Source organism: Gryllotalpicola protaetiae (genome assembly GCF_003627055.1).
GTDB lineage: Bacteria > Actinomycetota > Actinomycetes > Actinomycetales > Microbacteriaceae > Gryllotalpicola > Gryllotalpicola protaetiae.
Window position 1 is genome coordinate 2,814,496 of sequence record NZ_CP032624.1, and the last position, 16,189, is coordinate 2,830,684.

A 16,189-nucleotide genomic window follows, 5' to 3' on the forward strand; every position below is an offset into this window, starting at 1 on the left:
CCTCGGAACAGGAGAAATGTGGCTGCCAAACCACGCGTGAGTGAGATCGCCAAGAACCTCGGAATCGAGAGCAAGGCTGCGGTCGAAATCCTCAACGGCGAGTTGAAGGAGTTCGTGAAGACTCCCTCGTCGACCATCGAACCCCCCGCCGTGCGCAAGCTCACGGCATACATCAAGGACCACCCAGAGCTGGTCTCCGGCGACGCCGGCGCGAAGGCGCCGGCAGCTTCCGCGAAGCCCGGCCCGGCCAAGCCGGCCGCACCGCGCCCGGCACCTGCTCCTGCCGCGAAGGCCGAAGCCGCCCCCGTGGCCGAGGCGCCCGCGCCCGCCGCGCAGGCACCGGCCGAACGCCCGGCGGCCGAGCAGACGGATGCCCCGCGTGGCGGTTCCGCGCCCAGTGCGGCCAAGCCGGCCGCGCCGCGCCCGCAGGGCACGCCGCGCCCCGGCAACAACCCGTTCGCGTCGTCGCAGGGCATGGGCCAGCGCCCAGCCGGCACGCCGCGCCCCGGCAACAACCCGTTCGCGTCGTCGCAGGGCATGGGCCAGCGCCCCTCGCCCGGCAACATCCCGCGGCCTCAGGCTCCGCGCCCCGGCGCACCCCGTCCGGGTGCTCCGCGCCCCGGCGCGCCCCGCCCCGGTCAGGGCTTCCAGCGCCAGGGCGCTGGTCAGGGCCGCCCTGGCGGTCCCGGTCGTCCGGGCGGCGCAGGCGGCTTCCAGCGTCCCGGCGGCGCCGGTGCAGGTGGTTTCCAGCGCCCAGGTGGCGGCGCTCCTGGCGGCGGCTTCGGCGGCCCGCGCCCCGGTGGCGGCGGCGGCCGCGGTCGTGGCCCCGGTGGCGGTACCGCCGGTGCGTTCGGCCGTGGCGGCGGCAAGAGCCGCGCCCGCAAGTCGAAGCGGACGAAGCGCCAAGAGTTCGAGATGCGGGAGGCACCGTCGCTCGGCGGCGTGAGCGTTCCCCGCGGCGACGGCTCGACGATCGTCCGGCTGCGTCGCGGCTCGTCGATCTCCGACTTCGCGGACAAGATCGACGCGAGCCCCGGCAACCTGGTCACCGTCCTCTTCCACCTCGGTGAGATGGCGACGGCGACCGAGTCGCTCGACGAGGCCACCTTCGAGGTGCTCGGCGCGGAGCTCGGCTACAAGATCCAGATCGTCTCCCCAGAGGACGAGGACAAGGAGCTCCTCGAGGGCTTCGACATCGACCTCGAGCAGGAGCTCGAGGACGAGTCCGACGAGGACCTGCTGCCCCGGCCGCCTGTGGTCACCGTCGTCGGCCACGTCGACCACGGCAAGACCCGCCTGCTCGACGCGATCCGCCAGACCAACGTGGTCGCAGGCGAGGCCGGCGGCATCACGCAGCACATCGGTGCGTACCAGGTGTGGACGGAGCACGAAGGCGCCGAGCGCGCCATCACCTTCATCGACACCCCCGGTCACGAGGCGTTCACCGCCATGCGTGCCCGCGGTGCGCAGGTCTCCGACATCGCGATCCTCGTAGTCGCGGCGGACGACGGCATCATGCCGCAGACCATCGAGGCGCTGAACCACATGCAGGCGGCCGACGTGCCGATCGTGGTCGCGGTCAACAAGATCGACAAGCCCGACGCCAACCCGGCCAAGGTGCGCCAGCAGCTCACCGAGTTCGGCCTCGTGGCCGAGGAGTACGGCGGCGAGACGATCTTCGTCGACGTGTCGGCGCGCGAGAACATCGGTCTCACCGAGCTTCTCGAGGCGGTGCTGCTCACGGCAGACGCGGGTCTCGATCTGCGCGCGAACCCCGACAAGGACGCGCGCGGTGTGGCGATCGAAGCCAAGCTCGACAAGGGCCGTGGCGCCGTGGCGACCGTCCTCATCCAGTCCGGAACGCTGCATGTCGGCGACTCGATCGTCGCAGGCACGGCCTACGGCCGCGTCCGCGCGATGCTCGACGAGAACGGCGAGAACGTCGCGGAGGCTCTGCCGAGCCGCCCCGTCCAGGTGCAGGGTCTGTCGTCGGTGCCGCGCGCCGGTGACACCTTCATCGTGACGGAGGACGACCGCACGGCCCGCCAGATCGCCGAGAAGCGCGAGGCGGCCGAGCGCAACGCCCAGCTGGCCAAGGCCCGCAAGCGCATCAGCCTCGAGGACTTCACCCGCGCTCTCGAAGAGGGCAAGGTCGAGTCGCTCAACCTCATCATCAAGGGTGACGTCTCCGGTGCCGTCGAGGCGCTCGAGGAGTCGCTGCTCAAGATCGAGGTCGACGACAGCGTCCAGCTGCGCATCCTCCACCGCGGCGTCGGCGCGATCACCGAGTCCGACGTGGACCTCGCGACGATCGACAACGCGATCATCGTCGGCTTCAACGTCCGCCCGGACGTCAAGGCCCGCGAGCGCGCCGCCCGCGAGGGTGTCGACATCCGGTTCTACTCGGTCATCTACAACGCGATCGACGACATCGAGCAGTCCCTCAAGGGCATGCTCAAGCCGGAGTTCGAAGAGGTGCAGTCGGGTCTCGCCGAGATCCGCGAGGTGTTCCGCTCGTCCAAGTGGGGCAACATCGCGGGTGTCTACGTCCGCAGCGGCACGATCACGCGCAACGCCAAGGCGCGCGTCATCCGCGACGGGGTGGTGCTGGCCGACGGCCTCGCCATCGAGTCGCTGCGTCGCTTCAAGGACGACGTCACCGAGGTGCGCACGGACTTCGAGGCCGGCATCGGCCTCGGCAAGTTCAACGACATCCAGGTCGGCGACGAGATCGAGACCATCGAAATGGTTGAGAAGCCGCGAGGTTAGGACATGGCGGATCCGGAACGCGCCAGGAAGCTGGCAGACCGCATCAAGGTCGTGATCGCGAAGCGCCTCGAGAAGGGGCTGCGCGACCCGCGCCTGGGCTTCGTGACGATCACGGACGTCCGGGTGACGGGCGACCTGCAGCATGCATCCGTCTTCTACACGGTCTACGGGACCGAGCAGGAGCGCACGGATTCGGCCGCGGCTCTCAAGGCCGCGACCGGCATGCTGCGCACCGAGGTGGGTCGCAACATCAGCGTGCGACTCACCCCCACGCTCGAGTTCATCGCCGACGCGATCCCCGAGAACGCCGCCCACATCGACGAGCTGCTGCGCTCAGCGGCAGCACGCGACTCCGAGGTGGCCGCGCTCGCTGAGACCGCGCACTACGCCGGCGACGAGGACCCGTACGTCAAGCCGCGCGAGTACGACGAGGACGAGATCGAAGAATAGATCGGATGCCTCACGAAAGGGCCCGGAGAGCGATCCTCCCCGGGCCCTTCCCTGTGCCCCCGAACGTCCAGAACCGTCGGGGGAGCCTGTGTCAGCCGGCGGCCTTCGCCGCCTTCGAGAGCGCCGCGACGTAGTCCTTGAGACCCCACGACAGCGACAGCGCAGTGGGCGGCGAGACGGCCGAGATGAACGCCGGGCCGGTCAGCTGCGCGACGGCCCCGGCCTTCACCTGGCTCATCCCCGAACCGTAGCTGGAAGTGAGGAATGCTTGCTGTGAGGCATCCGTGTCGCCGTAGGAGACGAGCACATCGCTCGTGAGCTGGTCGACCTTCTCGGTGCTGAGCGCGTAGTAGAACGTCTGGTCGCCGTTCGCGAGCTGGTCGACGCTCGGGGCGGAGGTGAAGCCGAGGTCGAGCGCGAACTGCACGCGCGGGTCCTCCTTCTTGTAGACGTCGAACTCCTGCGGCGACGCCCAGACCTCGGCGATCGACTTGCCCTTGAACTCGGGGTGGGCGGCGGCGGCATCCTTGATCTGCGTCTCGATCCCGTCGAGCACCTTCGTCGCCTTCGCGGGCTCGAACAGCGCCGTGCCCGAGATCGAGATGATGTCCTTCCACGGCGTCGCCCACGGCTGGTCCGGGTAGGCGACGGTGGGTGCGATCGCCTTGAGCAGCTGGTCCTGCTTCTGGGTGAGGCCCGAGTAGGGTGCGAGGATCAGGTCGGGCTTCGCCGCGGCGATCGCCTCGTAGGGCGGGTCGTCGGTCGTGTTCGGCAGCACCTTCGGCATCTCGAGCTTGTTCTTGGCGACGTAGTCCTTGATCCAGGGCAGCACGCCGTCCTTGTCGCCGGCGTACGCCTGGAACGGCATCGCGACGGGGTCGACGCCGATCGCGAGTGCCGCCTCGGTCGAGCCCCAGCCGAGCGTGACGACGCGTTTCGGCTTGGATGCGATGACGGTGTCGCCGAACGCGTCATGGATGGTGACGGCGGATGCCTTCGCCGAGCTCGTCGGCTGCGATGCGCCGCTGCCGTTGTCGGCCGACGAGCAACCGGCCAGGCCGAGTGCGGCGATGACGGCGACGGCCGCGCCGATGAGCGCCTTGCGTCGTGGGGTCATGAGTTTTCCCTACTGTTGTTCTCGAAGCCGGCCGCTTCGGCCGGCTTTGTGCGGTCTCCGCGCGTCTTGCGTGCGGTGGGGATGACAAGCGGCGAGCCGGTCTCCGGGTCGGCGATGACCCGGGCGGCGAGTCCGAACGCGGCGGAGAGCACCGGCTCGGTGATGACGTCGGCGGGGGAGCCTGCGGCGAGCACTCGGCCGTCGGCAACGACGACGAGCTCGTCCGCGTAGCGAGCAGCCAGATTGAGGTCGTGCAGCACCATGACGACGGTCGTGCCGAGGCGCGCGTTCAGCTCGGCCAGCAGGTCGAGGACCTCGAGCTGGTGCGCGATGTCGAGGAACGTGGTCGGCTCGTCGAGCAGCAGCACGTCCGGGTTCTGCGCGAGCGCGAGGGCGATCCAGACACGCTGGCGCTGGCCTCCGGAGAGCTCGCCGAGGCGACGGCCGGCGAGCTCCGCGGTGTCGGTGAGGTGCAGCGCCTCGGCGACGACGGCCTCATCGGCGGCGCTGCGGCCGCCGAACACGCCCTGATGCGGATGCCTGCCGCGCATGACCAGTTCGGCGACGGTGGCGCCCTCTGGCGCGATGGGCTCCTGCGGCAGGATGCCGAGCATGCGTGCGAGGCGCCGCCCGGGGATGCCGCGCAGGTCCTCGCCGTCGAGCGTGACGTCGCCCGCGCGTGGCGCGAGCAGCCGGGCGAGCCCGCGCAGCACGGTCGACTTGCCGCTGCCGTTCGCGCCGATGATCGCGGTGATGCGGCCGGGGGCGAGCTCGAGGTCGAGGCCTGGCACGATGACGTGGCCGTCGTAGGCGAGCTGCAGGCCGTGCGCGGCGAGCGTGCGCGGGGTCGCGGGGGTGAGGGCCGCGCTCATGCGCCGATACCGTCCTTCCTGGTCAGCAGCCAGAGCAGGTAGGGGGCGCCGACGACGCCGGTGACGAGCCCGACCGGCGCCTGGAAGTCGCCGAGTCTGGCCGCCACGAAGTCGGCCGCGGTCACGAGCGCGACGCCCGTGAGAGCGGATGCCACCGGCTGCAGCCCGCCCGCGCCGACGATGCGGCGCGCGATCGGAGCGGCGACGAACGCGACGAACGCGACCGGGCCGGCCACGGCCGTGGCGACGGACGCCAGCGCGACACCCGTCGCCGTCGCGAGCACCGTCATGGCGACGGGCCGCACGCCGAGGCCGTGCGCGGCATCCGACCCCATGGCGAGCACGCGCAGCGGAACGGCGAGCCAGAGCGCGAGCGGCACGAGCACCACGAGAGCGGCGGCGAGCAGGCCGGTCTCGGGCCAGCTCGGATCGCTGACGCTGCCGACCGTCCAGGCGAGCGCCTGCTGCGCCGCGCGCACGTCGGCGCGGGTGATCAGGTACGACAGGCCGCCGCTCGCGAGGAACGCGACGGCGATGCCGATCAGCACGAAGCGCTGCCCGGCGAAACCCTCGCGCCACGACAGCAGGCCGATGATGGCGGCCACGACGGCACCGCCGATGAGCGCGGCGAGCGGCACGCCGACGCCGGTCGCGTGGAAGACGAGCATCGCGGTGACGGCGGCGACGCTCGCGCCGCCGGAGATGCCGAGGATGTCGGGGCTCGCGAGCGGGTTGCGCAGCGTCGTCTGGAACAGCGCGCCGGCGAGGCCGAGGGCGACGCCGACGAGTGCGCCGGTCGTCCAGCGCGGCAGTCGCAGGGTCAGCACGGCGAGGTTCTCGAGCGGGTCGCCGTGGCCGGCGAGCACGGCGGGCAGGCGCGTCGCAGGAACCGGGATCGTCCCGAGGCTGAGGCTCAGCACCCCGACGAGCAGGACTGCCGCGGCAAGACCGCTCACCGCGAGAGCACGCCGACGCCGGCCCAGACGAAGCGCCTGGCGCACGGCGAGGGCGGGTACGGCGGAGGCATCCGCTGCCCCGAGCTGAATCGTCACGCGGTCATCACCGCCCGCCGCCTGCGCACCAGCGCGATCATCACGGGCGCGCCGATCAGCGCGATGACGACGCCGGCCTCGAGCTCGCCAGGTGGGGCGATGAACCGGCCGATGAGATCGGATGCCACGAGCAGCCCCGCTCCGACGAGGCCGGCGAGCGCGATCAGCGTGCGGTGGTCCTGGCCGGCGAGGGGCCGGGCCGCGTGCGTGGCGACCAGTCCGACGAAGACCACGGGGCCCGCGATCGACGTCGCGCCGCCGGCGAGCAGCACGACCGCGACGGCGCAGATCGCGCGGGCGAGAGGCACGTTGAGGCCGAGCCCGCGGGCGGCGTCGTCGCCGAGGGCGAGCACGTCCAGCATCCGGCCACCGACGAGCGCCAGCACTGCGCCGACCGCCGCGAACGGGGCGATGACGCCGACGTCGTGCAGTGAGCGGCCCGCGACCGACCCAACCTGCCAGAACCGGAACTGCTGGAACACGTCCTGGTGCGAGAGCAGCACGAGCGTGGTGATCGACGTGAGGGTCGCAGTCAGCGCTGCGCCCGCCAGCGCGAGCTTGACGGGGGTCGCGCCACCCGAGCCGAGCACGCCGATCGCGTAGACGACCGCCGCGGCGACGGCCGCGCCGCCGAACGCGAACCACACGTAGCCCGATGCGGTCGAGACGCCGAAGGCCCCGATGGCCGTCACGACGGCGAGCGAGGCGCCCGCATTCACGCCGAGCAGACCGGGGTCGGCGAGCGGGTTGCGGGTGACGCCCTGCATGACGGCGCCCGCGAGGCCGAGAGCGGCACCTGCGACCAGCGCGACGGCGGTGCGCGGCAGCCGCAGCCCGATGACGATCCGCTCGGGCTGGCCGCCGCCCAACGGGTGTGCCAGAGCGTGCAGCAGCTGGGCGAGCGAGAGCGACTCGGCGCCGAGCCCCAGGCTCAGCAGCGTGAGCAGGGCGAGCGCGACGAAGGACGCCACAAAGATCGTGGCTCTGTGGGTGGAGGACATGTCAGGCGAGCTCCGCCCGCCCCTGGCGCCAGTAGCCCATGAAGGCGACCCTGCCGCGGTCGGCCCCGAGCTCTCTGACGAGGAAGCGGCGCAGGGTGACGACGGTCTGCGTCTCGCCGGCGATCCAGGCGTAGAAGCCGGTGTCGGCTGCCTCGGCGGGTGAGTCCCACACGAGTCCGGGGTCTGTGTCGGATTCGGCGCTCGCCAGCGACGTCGTGTCTGTGCTCGACGACGCTGCGGCGCGACCGCCGACGGATGCCGGAGCGACGAGGTGCCGCCGGGCGAGCGCCCAGTCGCGCACCTCGGCGATGAGGCGCTCGCCGCGGGCGCCGCCGTTCCGGGGCAACCAGGTCACCGCGTGATCGGGGCAGCCGAGCGCGACGTCGAGCGCGTCCGCCGCCTCGGGGATCTCGAGGAATGCCCGCGCCCGCACGCCCGGCTCGAGCGACTCGAGGATCGAGCACACGGCAGGCACCGCGGTCTCGTCGCCGACGAGCAGCAGCTCGTCGCGCGTGCCGGGATGCCAGTCGAGCCCGATGCGCCAGCCCGTCGACCGGTCGTCGGGGCCCACGATGACGACCTCATCGCCCGCGCGGGCGCTGCGCACCCAGCGGCTGGCGGGGCCGCCGTCGCCGTGCACGGCGAAGTCGACGTCGAGCTCCCGCTCCTGCTGGCGGATCGCCCGGACCGTGTAGGTGCGGAACGGGTTGCGCAGATGCTCAGGGGCCGCTCGCCAGAGCTCGTACCAGCTGCCGTCGGCGACGGCGTCGGGCGAGCAGATGCCGAGGTGCTCGAAACCGCGGGGCGCGTCGGCGCCCTCGAGCGGAAGCAGCAGCTTGACGCGCTGGTCGAGGCCCGCCCGGCCGAAGTCGGCCAGCTCGTCACCCGCGAAGGTCACCCGGAGGAACGACGGCGAGAGCCGGGCGACCGAGCGCACGGCCACGCGGAACGGGCGGTAGGCGGGACGGTCGTCGCGGACGCGGTCGAGCTCAGTGGGTAAGGTAAGCATTACCTAAATAGCTAAGGCGAAGGCATCCGTTTTCGCAAGTCGGTTGCGGATTCCTGCGGCAACTAAATGAAGCGAACGCCGCGCTGGAGGCGGCTGCGCACCTCGAACAGGTCGAGCCCGAGCGCGCGGGGCACGCCGGGCACACCCTCGCGCAGCAGGTGGCCGAGCACCGAGCTCTGCACCGCGAGGAGCGCGATGCCCCGGTACTTTCCGATCTCCACCCCCGGCGCCTCGAGCGCGTCGTCGGGCAGCACGACGATCGCGCCGGCGAACTTCACGCCGAGCGCGCGACCGAGGTGGCGCGCCCGCTCGGCCAGGTCGTGCGCGGGACGGCCGTCGAGCTGCACCCCCGGCTCCGCCGGGATCAGCTCGCCGCGTTTCACGGTGACAGCGCCGCCGTAGTCCTCGGACTGGAGCGCGAACAGACCCGTCGGACCGAGCACGAGATGATCGATCTTGCCGCCGTCGTGGGCGAACACGTCGTGCCAGACCGTGTAGCCGATGCCGAGGTCTGCAGTGGCCCGCGCGGTCGCCTCTTCGGCGAGCGCGTCGGCGAGCGTGTGTCGGATCTCGTACGGCGCGGTTCGCACCAACGCGGGGTCGTAGGGGTCATCGAGCGCTGTGCCGCGGCCGGCCCATTCGCGCATCATCGCGAGGTAGCGCTCGCGGCGCCAGCCGCCGGGGTGGCCGTATGAGCGGGCGCGGGGCCGCGTGTCACGGCGCACCCCCTCGGTGCGCGAGGTCGCCCAGACGTGCTCGTCGTCACTCGCGCCCCCGCCGCCCGACTCGGCGCCGCCCGCGGCGCTGAACGGAGACCTGGACCTGTTGAAGATCGCCCGCGCCTCCGGCGTCCCGATGCGCTCCCACGCCTCCTGCACGGCGCGGAATTCTGCGGCCGAGCCGCCCGTGTCGGGGTGGGTCTCGCGCAAGCGCCTGCGGTACGCCCGCTTCAGCTCGTCCTCGCTGGCGCGCGCGTCGACGCCGAGCACCTCGTACGGCGAGGCGGAGAGCGGCGATTCGGGCATCACCTCAGGCTACTTGCGGCGCCCATGAAGCACCTTGAAGCCGCCTTCACGGAAGCACGTAGCCCGTGCCGTCGCGCACGGCGAGGCCGTCGGCGACGAGGCCCGCGAGAGACCTCGCGAGCTGGACCTCGTCGGGCCAGAGCGCCGCTACCTCGGCATCCGTCACGGGCACGTGAGCCGCGCGCAGCTCGCGCATGATGAGTCCGCGCACGTGACGGTCGCTGCCCTCGTACTTCTTCTGCACCGCGCGCCGCGGCCCGTCGTAAGACGGGTACCCCGCGATGCGCCAGGCGCAGGCGGATGCCAGCGGGCAGTCGCCGCACAGCGGTGCGCGGGCCGTGCAGACCAGCGCGCCGAGCTCCATCGCGCCGGCGTTGAAGACGCGCGCCTCGGCGTCGTCGACGGGCAGCACGGCAGACATCGCGGCGAGATCGCGCACGGCAGACGGCGGGCCCGGCTCGGCCTGCCCGTCAACGGCTCGCGCCAGCACGCGCCGCACGTTCGTGTCGACTACGGGAGCCCGCACACCGTACGCGAAGACGGCGACGGCGCGCGCCGTGTACGGGCCGATGCCGGGAAGAGCGAGCAGTGCGTCCACGTCGCGCGGCACCTTGCCGCCATGCTGCTCGGTGATCGCGACGGCGCATGCGTGCAGCCAGAGCGCACGGCGTGGGTAGCCGAGCCGGTTCCAGGCGCGCACGGCCTCGCCCGGCGGCACCGCGGCGAGGGCGCCCGGCGTCGGCCAGCGCTCGAGCCAAGCCTGCCACTGCGGCAGCACGCGGGCGACCGGAGTCTGCTGCAGCATGAATTCCGAGACGAGGATGCCCCAGGCCGAGCATCCGCTCTCACGCCATGGCAGCTCGCGGGCGTTGGCCAGGAACCAGCCGTTGACCGCTTCGCTCAGGGTCGTGGTCGTGGTCGTGGTCTCGGGCACCGGAAAAGCCTATTCCGCGGCGTACGCTCGAGGCATGCAGCTCGTGTCTACACCCCGCGTCGAGTTCCTCCGCGGTCTGCGCGACGAGATCCTGTCCAACTACCCGCGCGGCCGGCGCATCATCGGCGTCGACGGATTCCCCGGCTCGGGAGCTCACGCGCTCGCCGACGACCTCGCCGCGGTGTTCGACGACGGCGGCGTGCCCGCGTTCCGTGCCTCGATGGGCGACTTCCTGAAGCCGCGAGCGATCCGTGGCTCCGGCGACCAGGCCTACGACGAGACGACCTTCCGTCGCGTGCTGCTCGACCCGTGGCGGCTCGCGGGCAGCACAGGGTTCCAGACCTCGGCCTTCGACGCGGCCCGTGATGTGCCTGCCCTGTCGGAGTGGAAGACCGCGCCGGCGGATGCCGTGCTGATCGTCGACGGCGCCTACCTGCTCGGCGCGTTCAAGGGCATCTGGCACTTCCTGGTCTACGTCGACGCGCAGCAGGCCGAGCCCGACGATGAGTACCTCGTCGCCGCGACGCCGTTCTTCTCGGCATCCGCCGTCGTCGACACGTCGTCGCCTGACGTGCCGAAGCGGATCCTCAGCGACTCCTGCTGATCGCCCCGTCGGTCAGCCGGGTAAGGAGAAAACCATGCATTACCGCACCCTGGGCGCAAGCGGCACCGTCGTCTCTGCGCACACCCTCGGCACGATGACGTTCGGCGCGGAGGCCGATGAGCCCACGTCGCACGCGATCCTCGACGCGTTCGTCGCCGCGGGCGGCAATTTCGTGGACACCGCCGACGTCTACAGCCGTGGCGGCTCGGAGACGATCATCGGTCATTGGCTCGCGGCGCATCCGACCGAGGCGAAGGACATCGTCATCGCGACGAAGGGCCGTTTCCCCATGGGCGACGGCGTGAACGATCTGGGGCTCAGCCGCCGTCACCTCGGTCGCGCGCTGGACGCCTCGCTCACGCGCCTCGGCGTCGAGCAGATCGACGTCTACCAGATGCATGCGTGGGACGCGCACACACCGGTCGAGGAGACGCTCGGATTCCTCGCCGAGGCCGTCGCAGCCGGGAAGATCGCCTACTACGGCTTCTCGAACTACCTCGGCTGGCAGCTGACGAAGGCTGTGCACGTGGCGAAGGCGCACGGCTGGCCGGCCCCGGTCACCCTGCAGCCGCAGTACAACCTGCTCGTGCGCGGCATCGAGCACGAGGTCGTCCCCGCCGCGCTCGACGCCGGCATCGGCCTGCTGCCGTGGTCGCCGCTCGCGGGCGGCTGGCTGAGCGGCAAGTACCGGCGCGACGTGGACCCGACCGGCGCGACGCGCCTCGGCGAGAACCCGAAGCGGGGCATGGAGGCCTGGCAGGCGCGGAACGCCGACGACCGCACGTGGTCGGTCCTCGATGCGGTGGGGCGCGTCGCCGAGGCGCGCGGGGTCTCGATGTCGCAGGTCGCCCTCGCCTGGCTCGGCGCGCAGCCTGCGGTGACGAGCGTGATCCTCGGGGCACGGAACCTCGAGCAGCTCGCCGACAATCTCGGCGCCGTCGAGCTCGAGCTCTCGCCGGACGAGCTCGCCGAGCTGTCGGGCGCGAGCTCGCCCCGCGTCGACGCATACCCGTATGGTGCGGCCGGCGCGGCACAACGCAGCCGTTCCCTCACGGGCGGCCGCTGAGGCGCCGTCAGCGCACGGCGGCGATCGCCTCGATCTCGACGAGCTGATCGGGCCAGCCGAGCACGGTGACACCGAACAGCGTGCCGGGTGCGTCGTGGTCGCCGAACGCCGTGCGCACCGTCGCCCAGGCCGCGGAGAGGTCCTGCTGTCGGTTCGAGGCGACGAGAACGCGCAGGAACACGACATCCGTGAGCTCGGCACCGGCGTCGCCGAGCGCGATGCGCAGGTTCTCGAGACACGTCAGGGTCTGGCCCTCGTAGTCCCCGACCGCCGCCGTCGAGCCGTCGGCGTTCAGAGGGCACGCGCCGGCGAGGTGGACCAGCCGGGCATCCGCCGGCGCGGTCGCGGCGTAGGCATACGGCACCCCGCCGTACAACTCGCGCGAGCGGATGAGCTGTGCATTGTCGGCCACGTGGCGAGCCTAGTCAGTCGCTGAGCGCCATGGTCAGGCGTAGACATCGGTAGACATTCGCGTACCATCGAGTCATGAAGTCGATCACGGTCGGCCAGCTCAGGCAGAACCCGACGGCGATGCTCGCCGACGTCGAGGCCGGTGAGACGTACCGGGTCACGCGGCATGACCGTGAGATCGCGCGAATCGTGCCGTTGGCGGCCGTCCCTCTGCTCGTCGAGCCGAAGCGATCGGGCGGCTCTCGTCTCGCCGACCTTCCGCGGCACGAGTTGACGAGCGCTGCGACCATCGACGAGCTGCTCGCCGACGAGCGCGACCGTTGACGACCTACTATGTCGACGCCTCCGTCGCGCTGCGCGCGCTGTTGGGGCATTCGCCATCCGCAGCCGTCTGGATCGACGCTGTCAGCGCCGGGCAAAGCGATGCCCTGGTCTCGTCGCGTCTGCTGCGCACCGAGCTCACCAGGGTGCTGCGGCGCGAGGAACTCCCGGTTCGGCTGCGCGATGAGGTGCTGGATGTGTTCTCGCTCGTTCCCGTGACAGAGGGTGTGCTCGCCGCGGCCGAGTCGATCGAGCCTCCCCTCAAGACCCTCGATGCGATCCACCTCGGCTCGGTCATCGCCAGCGGGCTCGACGCGACGGTCGTCACGCACGACCTCACCATGCAGACCGTCGCAGAACGGCTCGGGTACCCGACATTCGACCCGGTGACCGAGTGAAGCTGAGTGAGGCGGATGCGCGGGCACGCGTCGCCTCCGCCCGCGTGGCGCGGCTCGCAACCGTCGGCCGCGACGGTGCGCCGCACCTCGTCCCGGTCGTCTTCGCGCCTGAGGGCGAGCTCATCTACATCGCCGTCGACTTCAAGCCGAAGTCGTCGCCGAATCTTCGACGGCTGCGCAACATCGCCGAGAATCCCCAGGTCGCATTGCTGGTCGACGCGTACGGCGACGATTGGGACGAGCTGTGGTGGGCGCGAGTCGACGGCGAGGCGACGGTGCTGACGGATGCCGGTGAGCTCAGGCATCCGATCGATGTCCTCGTCGCTCGCTACCCGCAGTACCGAGCTCGCCGGCCCGACGGCCCGGTCATCGCGATCCGCGCCCAGCGCTGGACGGGCTGGTCGGCCGCCTAGCGGCACCCCTGGTGAGGATATCGACAGGCATAACGAAAATCGATATGTTCAGCGGATGGCTCTCACCGACGAGATCGCCCGCCCTCTGGCGAAGTCCGGGGCGCTGCGGTTCGTGTTCTGGATCTCGCTGCTCTACCTCGTCCTCTCAGCGATCCAGCTGTTCGATGCCGTCAATCAGCTGCTCAGGGATCTCGGAAGCCGAGCGAGTGGCATCACGTGGACCTGGAGCACGGACTACCCGGTGCCTCAGCCGACCGGGAACACCTTCTCCGGAGCGGCGTTCATCGTTCCGGGCAGCACGGCGCACTTCACCGAGATGACGGCGACCGTCGCGGGCATCCCCGTCGGCACGATCGTGATGCACGGCCTGGCGGACATCGTCGCCATCCTCACCGGAGCGGGGATCGCCGTGTGCCTGGTGGTGCTCACGAATCGCATGGCCGCCGGCGTCCCGTTCGCGCGGGCGTCGTACGTCGCGCTGCTGTGGCTCGCGGGTGTCGTCTTCGCCGGCTTCGAGGCGGCGGACGCGCTGCGCGGAATCGCCGACTTCGCTTTCACGACCGTGCTCGCCGGCGCGCCAGCCGATCAGGACGGCCTGTGGAACACCAACGAGGGCGTCACCGTCTTCATCGGCTGGCCGCTCTACGTGGCGGCAGCGTTGCTCGCGCTCGCCGCGGTGTTCCGCGTCGGCGCGGCGTACCGGCAGGACAGCGAGGGCCTCGTCTAGTGGCGGCTGTCCGCTGCCACCTCGACGAGCTGCTCGCCGAGCGCGGCATGACCCTGGTCGAGCTGTCGGCCAGGGCCGGCGTGAGCGTGGTCAACCTCTCGGTGCTGAAGAACGACCGCGCGAAGGCCGTGCGGTTCAGCACCCTCGAGGCGATCTGCGCCGCCCTCGACTGCGAAGTCGGCGAGCTGTTCACCGTCGATGTCGCGTGAACTCGATCGGCACGATCGCGGAAGTACCGGTGTGAGCACTGATCGAGACATCGTCGTCGGTTCCCAGACGGACCCGGCGATGTTCGGCCTGCTGTTCCCGCGGCACTCCGATCGCATCTTCCGCTATGCGGCGAAGCGCGTCGGCGCTGAGGCGGCGCAGGACATCATGTCGGAGACCTTCGTGGTCGCCTTCCGCCGACGCGCCCGGTTCGACACCGAGTACGAGGATGCCGGGCCCTGGCTGTTCGGCATCGCGACGGTGCTCATCCGGCGGCACCGCGCGGGGGAGGCGCGGGTCCTGCGTGCCCTCGAAGCAGCCACCGCGGCGTTCCGCGAGGGCGGCGACGGCGGGCAGGCGATCATCGAGCGGCTGGATGCCGAGCGGGACGTCGCCGGACTGGCGCCTGCCATCGCCGCTCTGCCGCGCCGCGACCGCGAGACGCTGCTGCTGTATGCCTGGGCCGACCTCGACTACGCGGGCGTCGCCGCGGCGCTCGGAGTGCCGATCGGCACGGTGCGCTCCCGGCTGAACCGGGTGAGACGCAAACTCGCCGCGGCCGCCGATGCGGCCGGAATCCGAGATCTGACCAGTGCCGATGCGAATACGAGAGGAGAGGGCGATGGATGCCTTGGACCAGGTGCGCCGTCTGCGATCTGACGTCGACGGGCCGACCGCAGAGCAGACCGACGCGGCGCTCGCGCGGCTCGAGCAGGCGATCGCCGCCGAGGCGCCGCCGCGCGCGGTGAGCCGCCGCCATCGACGCGGCTTCGCCTGGGCGGGTGTCGCCACCGCGGCGGCGGCAGTCGTCGCGGTCGCGCTGGTCGTGGCATCCGTCGGCGGTCTCGGCCCGGTCGCGAAGCCGGGCCGCCATCACGGCGGCACCGGCATTGTCGCCGTTCCGCCGGCGAGCGCGGAGGAGGTGCTGAACCGTGCGGCCCGACTCGCCCCCCGATCGGCCCCGGCGCAGCCCGCACCCGGGCAGTACCTGCGCGTCGAGACCGACTACGCCCGGCTGAACACCGCAGGCCCCGGGACCTACGGGCAGCGCCGGCAGGGCTCGACGGCATCGTGGATCACGCATTCCTCGAACGTGATCTTTGTGCCCGCCGACCGTTCGGGCATGTGGGTCGAGGACGACAACGCGACCGCCGTGATGATCTCGGACAAGACGGGCGACGACGTGGATGCCGCGATCGCGCAACAGCAGGCGGAGAACCCCGGCATGTATGCGAACGCGGTGCAGTATTTCCGCGGCGGCATGGTGCCGGCCGGTGCGTCCGACGCCGGCGGGCGCCCCTCCCGTCTCGACTCGCCGGCCGGCAGCGACGTCGACGCCTCGGCGGTCCCGACGGACCCGGCCGCGCTGCTCGCCTTCTACCGCCAGCAGCTGTCGCCTGCCGGGTACGGCAACTCGACGGATCCCACGCTGATCGCGGCCGACAACGAGTTCGTTTTCGACGCCATCGTCGCGGACCTGCAGTCGAATCTGCTGCCGGCAGGACTGCGGGCGGCCTCGTTCAAGGCGCTCGCGCTCATTCCTGGGGTGAGTCTGCTCGGCACGAGCGGCACCCTGTCGACCCTTCGGCTCCTCGGCATCCACAGCGACGATCGGCTGACGATCGACACGTCGACAGGCCTCGTCACCGGCAGGACGTCGTTCCTCAACGAGCCTGAAGGTGCGACCGAGGCGATCGGCGCGGTGCCGGCCGGCACCCCCACCGTCGCGACGACCGTGACGACGACCGTGGTCGGCGCGCTTCCCGCCGATCTGAAGGCGGGCCTTGAGCGCTCGGTCGGGTGACCGCGGTCG

Annotated in this window: 19 protein-coding genes; 11 read left to right on the top strand and 8 right to left on the bottom strand. The window is 71.4% G+C overall.

The features are described 5' to 3' along the window. Positions 1–36: 36 nt before the first annotated feature. The gene (infB, locus tag D7I44_RS13630; RefSeq protein ID WP_120789998.1) at positions 37–2,769 is read left to right on the top strand and encodes a translation initiation factor IF-2; all 2,733 of its coding nucleotides are present in this window, start codon (positions 37–39) and stop codon (positions 2,767–2,769) included. A gap of 3 nt (positions 2,770–2,772) precedes the next feature. Further along, positions 2,773–3,219: a 30S ribosome-binding factor RbfA gene (rbfA, locus tag D7I44_RS13635; protein ID WP_120789999.1), complete on the top strand. Its 447-nt coding sequence runs from the start codon at positions 2,773–2,775 to the stop codon at positions 3,217–3,219. Between the two features lie 91 nt (positions 3,220–3,310). Here rbfA and D7I44_RS13640 read toward each other — a convergent pair whose 3' ends face one another. From D7I44_RS13640 to D7I44_RS13670, 7 genes are all read right to left on the bottom strand, one after another. Continuing rightward, positions 3,311–4,336, bottom strand: coding sequence for an iron-siderophore ABC transporter substrate-binding protein (locus D7I44_RS13640; protein ID WP_120790000.1), 1,026 nt, complete (start codon positions 4,334–4,336; stop codon positions 3,311–3,313). Further along, positions 4,333–5,208 carry an ABC transporter ATP-binding protein gene (locus D7I44_RS13645; protein ID WP_120790001.1) on the bottom strand — a complete coding sequence of 292 codons (876 nt, stop codon included), beginning with the start codon at positions 5,206–5,208 and terminating at the stop codon, positions 4,333–4,335. The genes D7I44_RS13640 and D7I44_RS13645 overlap by 4 nt, the downstream gene beginning before the upstream one ends. Continuing rightward, on the bottom strand, positions 5,205–6,260 hold the full coding sequence (locus D7I44_RS13650) for a FecCD family ABC transporter permease (protein ID WP_245979643.1): 1,056 nt from the start codon (positions 6,258–6,260) through the stop codon (positions 5,205–5,207). The genes D7I44_RS13645 and D7I44_RS13650 overlap by 4 nt, the downstream gene beginning before the upstream one ends. Next, complete coding sequence (locus tag D7I44_RS13655; protein ID WP_120790002.1) at positions 6,257–7,261, bottom strand: FecCD family ABC transporter permease; 1,005 nt, start codon at positions 7,259–7,261, stop codon at positions 6,257–6,259. The genes D7I44_RS13650 and D7I44_RS13655 overlap by 4 nt, the downstream gene beginning before the upstream one ends. Position 7,262: 1 nt before the next feature. Next, on the bottom strand, positions 7,263–8,270 hold the full coding sequence (locus tag D7I44_RS13660; protein ID WP_120790003.1) for a siderophore-interacting protein: 1,008 nt from the start codon (positions 8,268–8,270) through the stop codon (positions 7,263–7,265). A 62-nt stretch (positions 8,271–8,332) separates the two neighbouring features. After that, positions 8,333–9,295 carry a J domain-containing protein gene (locus tag D7I44_RS13665; protein ID WP_120790964.1) on the bottom strand — a complete coding sequence of 321 codons (963 nt, stop codon included), beginning with the start codon at positions 9,293–9,295 and terminating at the stop codon, positions 8,333–8,335. A gap of 46 nt (positions 9,296–9,341) precedes the next feature. Continuing rightward, positions 9,342–10,229: an HhH-GPD family protein gene (locus D7I44_RS13670; protein ID WP_245979656.1), complete on the bottom strand. Its 888-nt coding sequence runs from the start codon at positions 10,227–10,229 to the stop codon at positions 9,342–9,344. A gap of 34 nt (positions 10,230–10,263) precedes the next feature. Here D7I44_RS13670 and D7I44_RS13675 point away from each other — a divergent pair, with 34 nt between their 5' ends. Both D7I44_RS13675 and D7I44_RS13680 read left to right on the top strand, forming a co-directional pair. Next, positions 10,264–10,833 (top strand): nucleoside/nucleotide kinase family protein, encoded by a 570-nt coding sequence (locus tag D7I44_RS13675; RefSeq protein ID WP_120790004.1) that lies wholly within the window; start codon positions 10,264–10,266, stop codon positions 10,831–10,833. Positions 10,834–10,867: 34 nt separating this feature from the next. Continuing rightward, positions 10,868–11,899, top strand: a complete 1,032-nt coding sequence (locus tag D7I44_RS13680) for an aldo/keto reductase (protein ID WP_120790005.1) — start codon at positions 10,868–10,870, stop codon at positions 11,897–11,899. Positions 11,900–11,906: 7 nt separating this feature from the next. On the opposite strand, the gene D7I44_RS13685 is transcribed toward D7I44_RS13680, so the two are convergent. Next, a complete protein-coding gene (locus tag D7I44_RS13685; protein ID WP_120790006.1) occupies positions 11,907–12,311 on the bottom strand; it encodes a RidA family protein in 405 nt (134 codons plus the stop codon). A gap of 74 nt (positions 12,312–12,385) precedes the next feature. Here D7I44_RS13685 and D7I44_RS13690 point away from each other — a divergent pair, with 74 nt between their 5' ends. The 7 genes from D7I44_RS13690 to D7I44_RS13720 are packed head-to-tail and all read left to right on the top strand — an operon-like array spanning position 12,386 to position 16,180. Beyond that, complete coding sequence (locus D7I44_RS13690; protein ID WP_120790007.1) at positions 12,386–12,634, top strand: type II toxin-antitoxin system Phd/YefM family antitoxin; 249 nt, start codon at positions 12,386–12,388, stop codon at positions 12,632–12,634. Further along, positions 12,631–13,029, top strand: a complete 399-nt coding sequence (locus D7I44_RS13695) for a PIN domain-containing protein (protein WP_120790008.1) — start codon at positions 12,631–12,633, stop codon at positions 13,027–13,029. The genes D7I44_RS13690 and D7I44_RS13695 overlap by 4 nt, the downstream gene beginning before the upstream one ends. Next, entirely contained in the window at positions 13,026–13,442 is a 417-nt protein-coding gene (locus tag D7I44_RS13700; protein WP_120790009.1) for a TIGR03668 family PPOX class F420-dependent oxidoreductase, read from the top strand. Before D7I44_RS13695 ends, D7I44_RS13700 begins: the two co-directional genes overlap by 4 nt. A gap of 55 nt (positions 13,443–13,497) precedes the next feature. Continuing rightward, on the top strand, positions 13,498–14,169 hold the full coding sequence (locus D7I44_RS13705) for a hypothetical protein (protein ID WP_120790010.1): 672 nt from the start codon (positions 13,498–13,500) through the stop codon (positions 14,167–14,169). A gap of 47 nt (positions 14,170–14,216) precedes the next feature. Then, positions 14,217–14,378 carry a helix-turn-helix domain-containing protein gene (locus D7I44_RS13710; protein ID WP_120790966.1) on the top strand — a complete coding sequence of 54 codons (162 nt, stop codon included), beginning with the start codon at positions 14,217–14,219 and terminating at the stop codon, positions 14,376–14,378. A 31-nt stretch (positions 14,379–14,409) separates the two neighbouring features. Next, positions 14,410–15,036, top strand: a complete 627-nt coding sequence (locus tag D7I44_RS13715; protein WP_120790011.1) for an RNA polymerase sigma factor — start codon at positions 14,410–14,412, stop codon at positions 15,034–15,036. Next, positions 14,999–16,180 carry a DUF1840 domain-containing protein gene (locus tag D7I44_RS13720; RefSeq protein ID WP_162940284.1) on the top strand — a complete coding sequence of 394 codons (1,182 nt, stop codon included), beginning with the start codon at positions 14,999–15,001 and terminating at the stop codon, positions 16,178–16,180. The genes D7I44_RS13715 and D7I44_RS13720 overlap by 38 nt, the downstream gene beginning before the upstream one ends. Positions 16,181–16,189: the final 9 nt, after the last annotated feature.

What these genes read in the sequence shown, in the direction of transcription:
- D7I44_RS13710 (WP_120790966.1), top strand. Translation starts at nt 14,217, where the DNA reads ATGACCCTGGTCGAGCTGTCGGCCAGGGCCGGCGTGAGCGTGGTCAAC.
- D7I44_RS13660 (WP_120790003.1), bottom strand. Translation starts at nt 8,270, where the DNA reads ATGCTTACCTTACCCACTGAGCTCGACCGCGTCCGCGACGACCGTCCC.
- D7I44_RS13640 (WP_120790000.1), bottom strand. Translation starts at nt 4,336, where the DNA reads ATGACCCCACGACGCAAGGCGCTCATCGGCGCGGCCGTCGCCGTCATC.
- D7I44_RS13655 (WP_120790002.1), bottom strand. Translation starts at nt 7,261, where the DNA reads ATGTCCTCCACCCACAGAGCCACGATCTTTGTGGCGTCCTTCGTCGCG.
- D7I44_RS13680 (WP_120790005.1), top strand. Translation starts at nt 10,868, where the DNA reads ATGCATTACCGCACCCTGGGCGCAAGCGGCACCGTCGTCTCTGCGCAC.
- D7I44_RS13675 (WP_120790004.1), top strand. Translation starts at nt 10,264, where the DNA reads ATGCAGCTCGTGTCTACACCCCGCGTCGAGTTCCTCCGCGGTCTGCGC.
- D7I44_RS13720 (WP_162940284.1), top strand. Translation starts at nt 14,999, where the DNA reads ATGGATGCCTTGGACCAGGTGCGCCGTCTGCGATCTGACGTCGACGGG.
- D7I44_RS13665 (WP_120790964.1), bottom strand. Translation starts at nt 9,295, where the DNA reads ATGCCCGAATCGCCGCTCTCCGCCTCGCCGTACGAGGTGCTCGGCGTC.
- D7I44_RS13645 (WP_120790001.1), bottom strand. Translation starts at nt 5,208, where the DNA reads ATGAGCGCGGCCCTCACCCCCGCGACCCCGCGCACGCTCGCCGCGCAC.
- D7I44_RS13690 (WP_120790007.1), top strand. Translation starts at nt 12,386, where the DNA reads ATGAAGTCGATCACGGTCGGCCAGCTCAGGCAGAACCCGACGGCGATG.
- rbfA (WP_120789999.1), top strand. Translation starts at nt 2,773, where the DNA reads ATGGCGGATCCGGAACGCGCCAGGAAGCTGGCAGACCGCATCAAGGTC.
- D7I44_RS13705 (WP_120790010.1), top strand. Translation starts at nt 13,498, where the DNA reads ATGGCTCTCACCGACGAGATCGCCCGCCCTCTGGCGAAGTCCGGGGCG.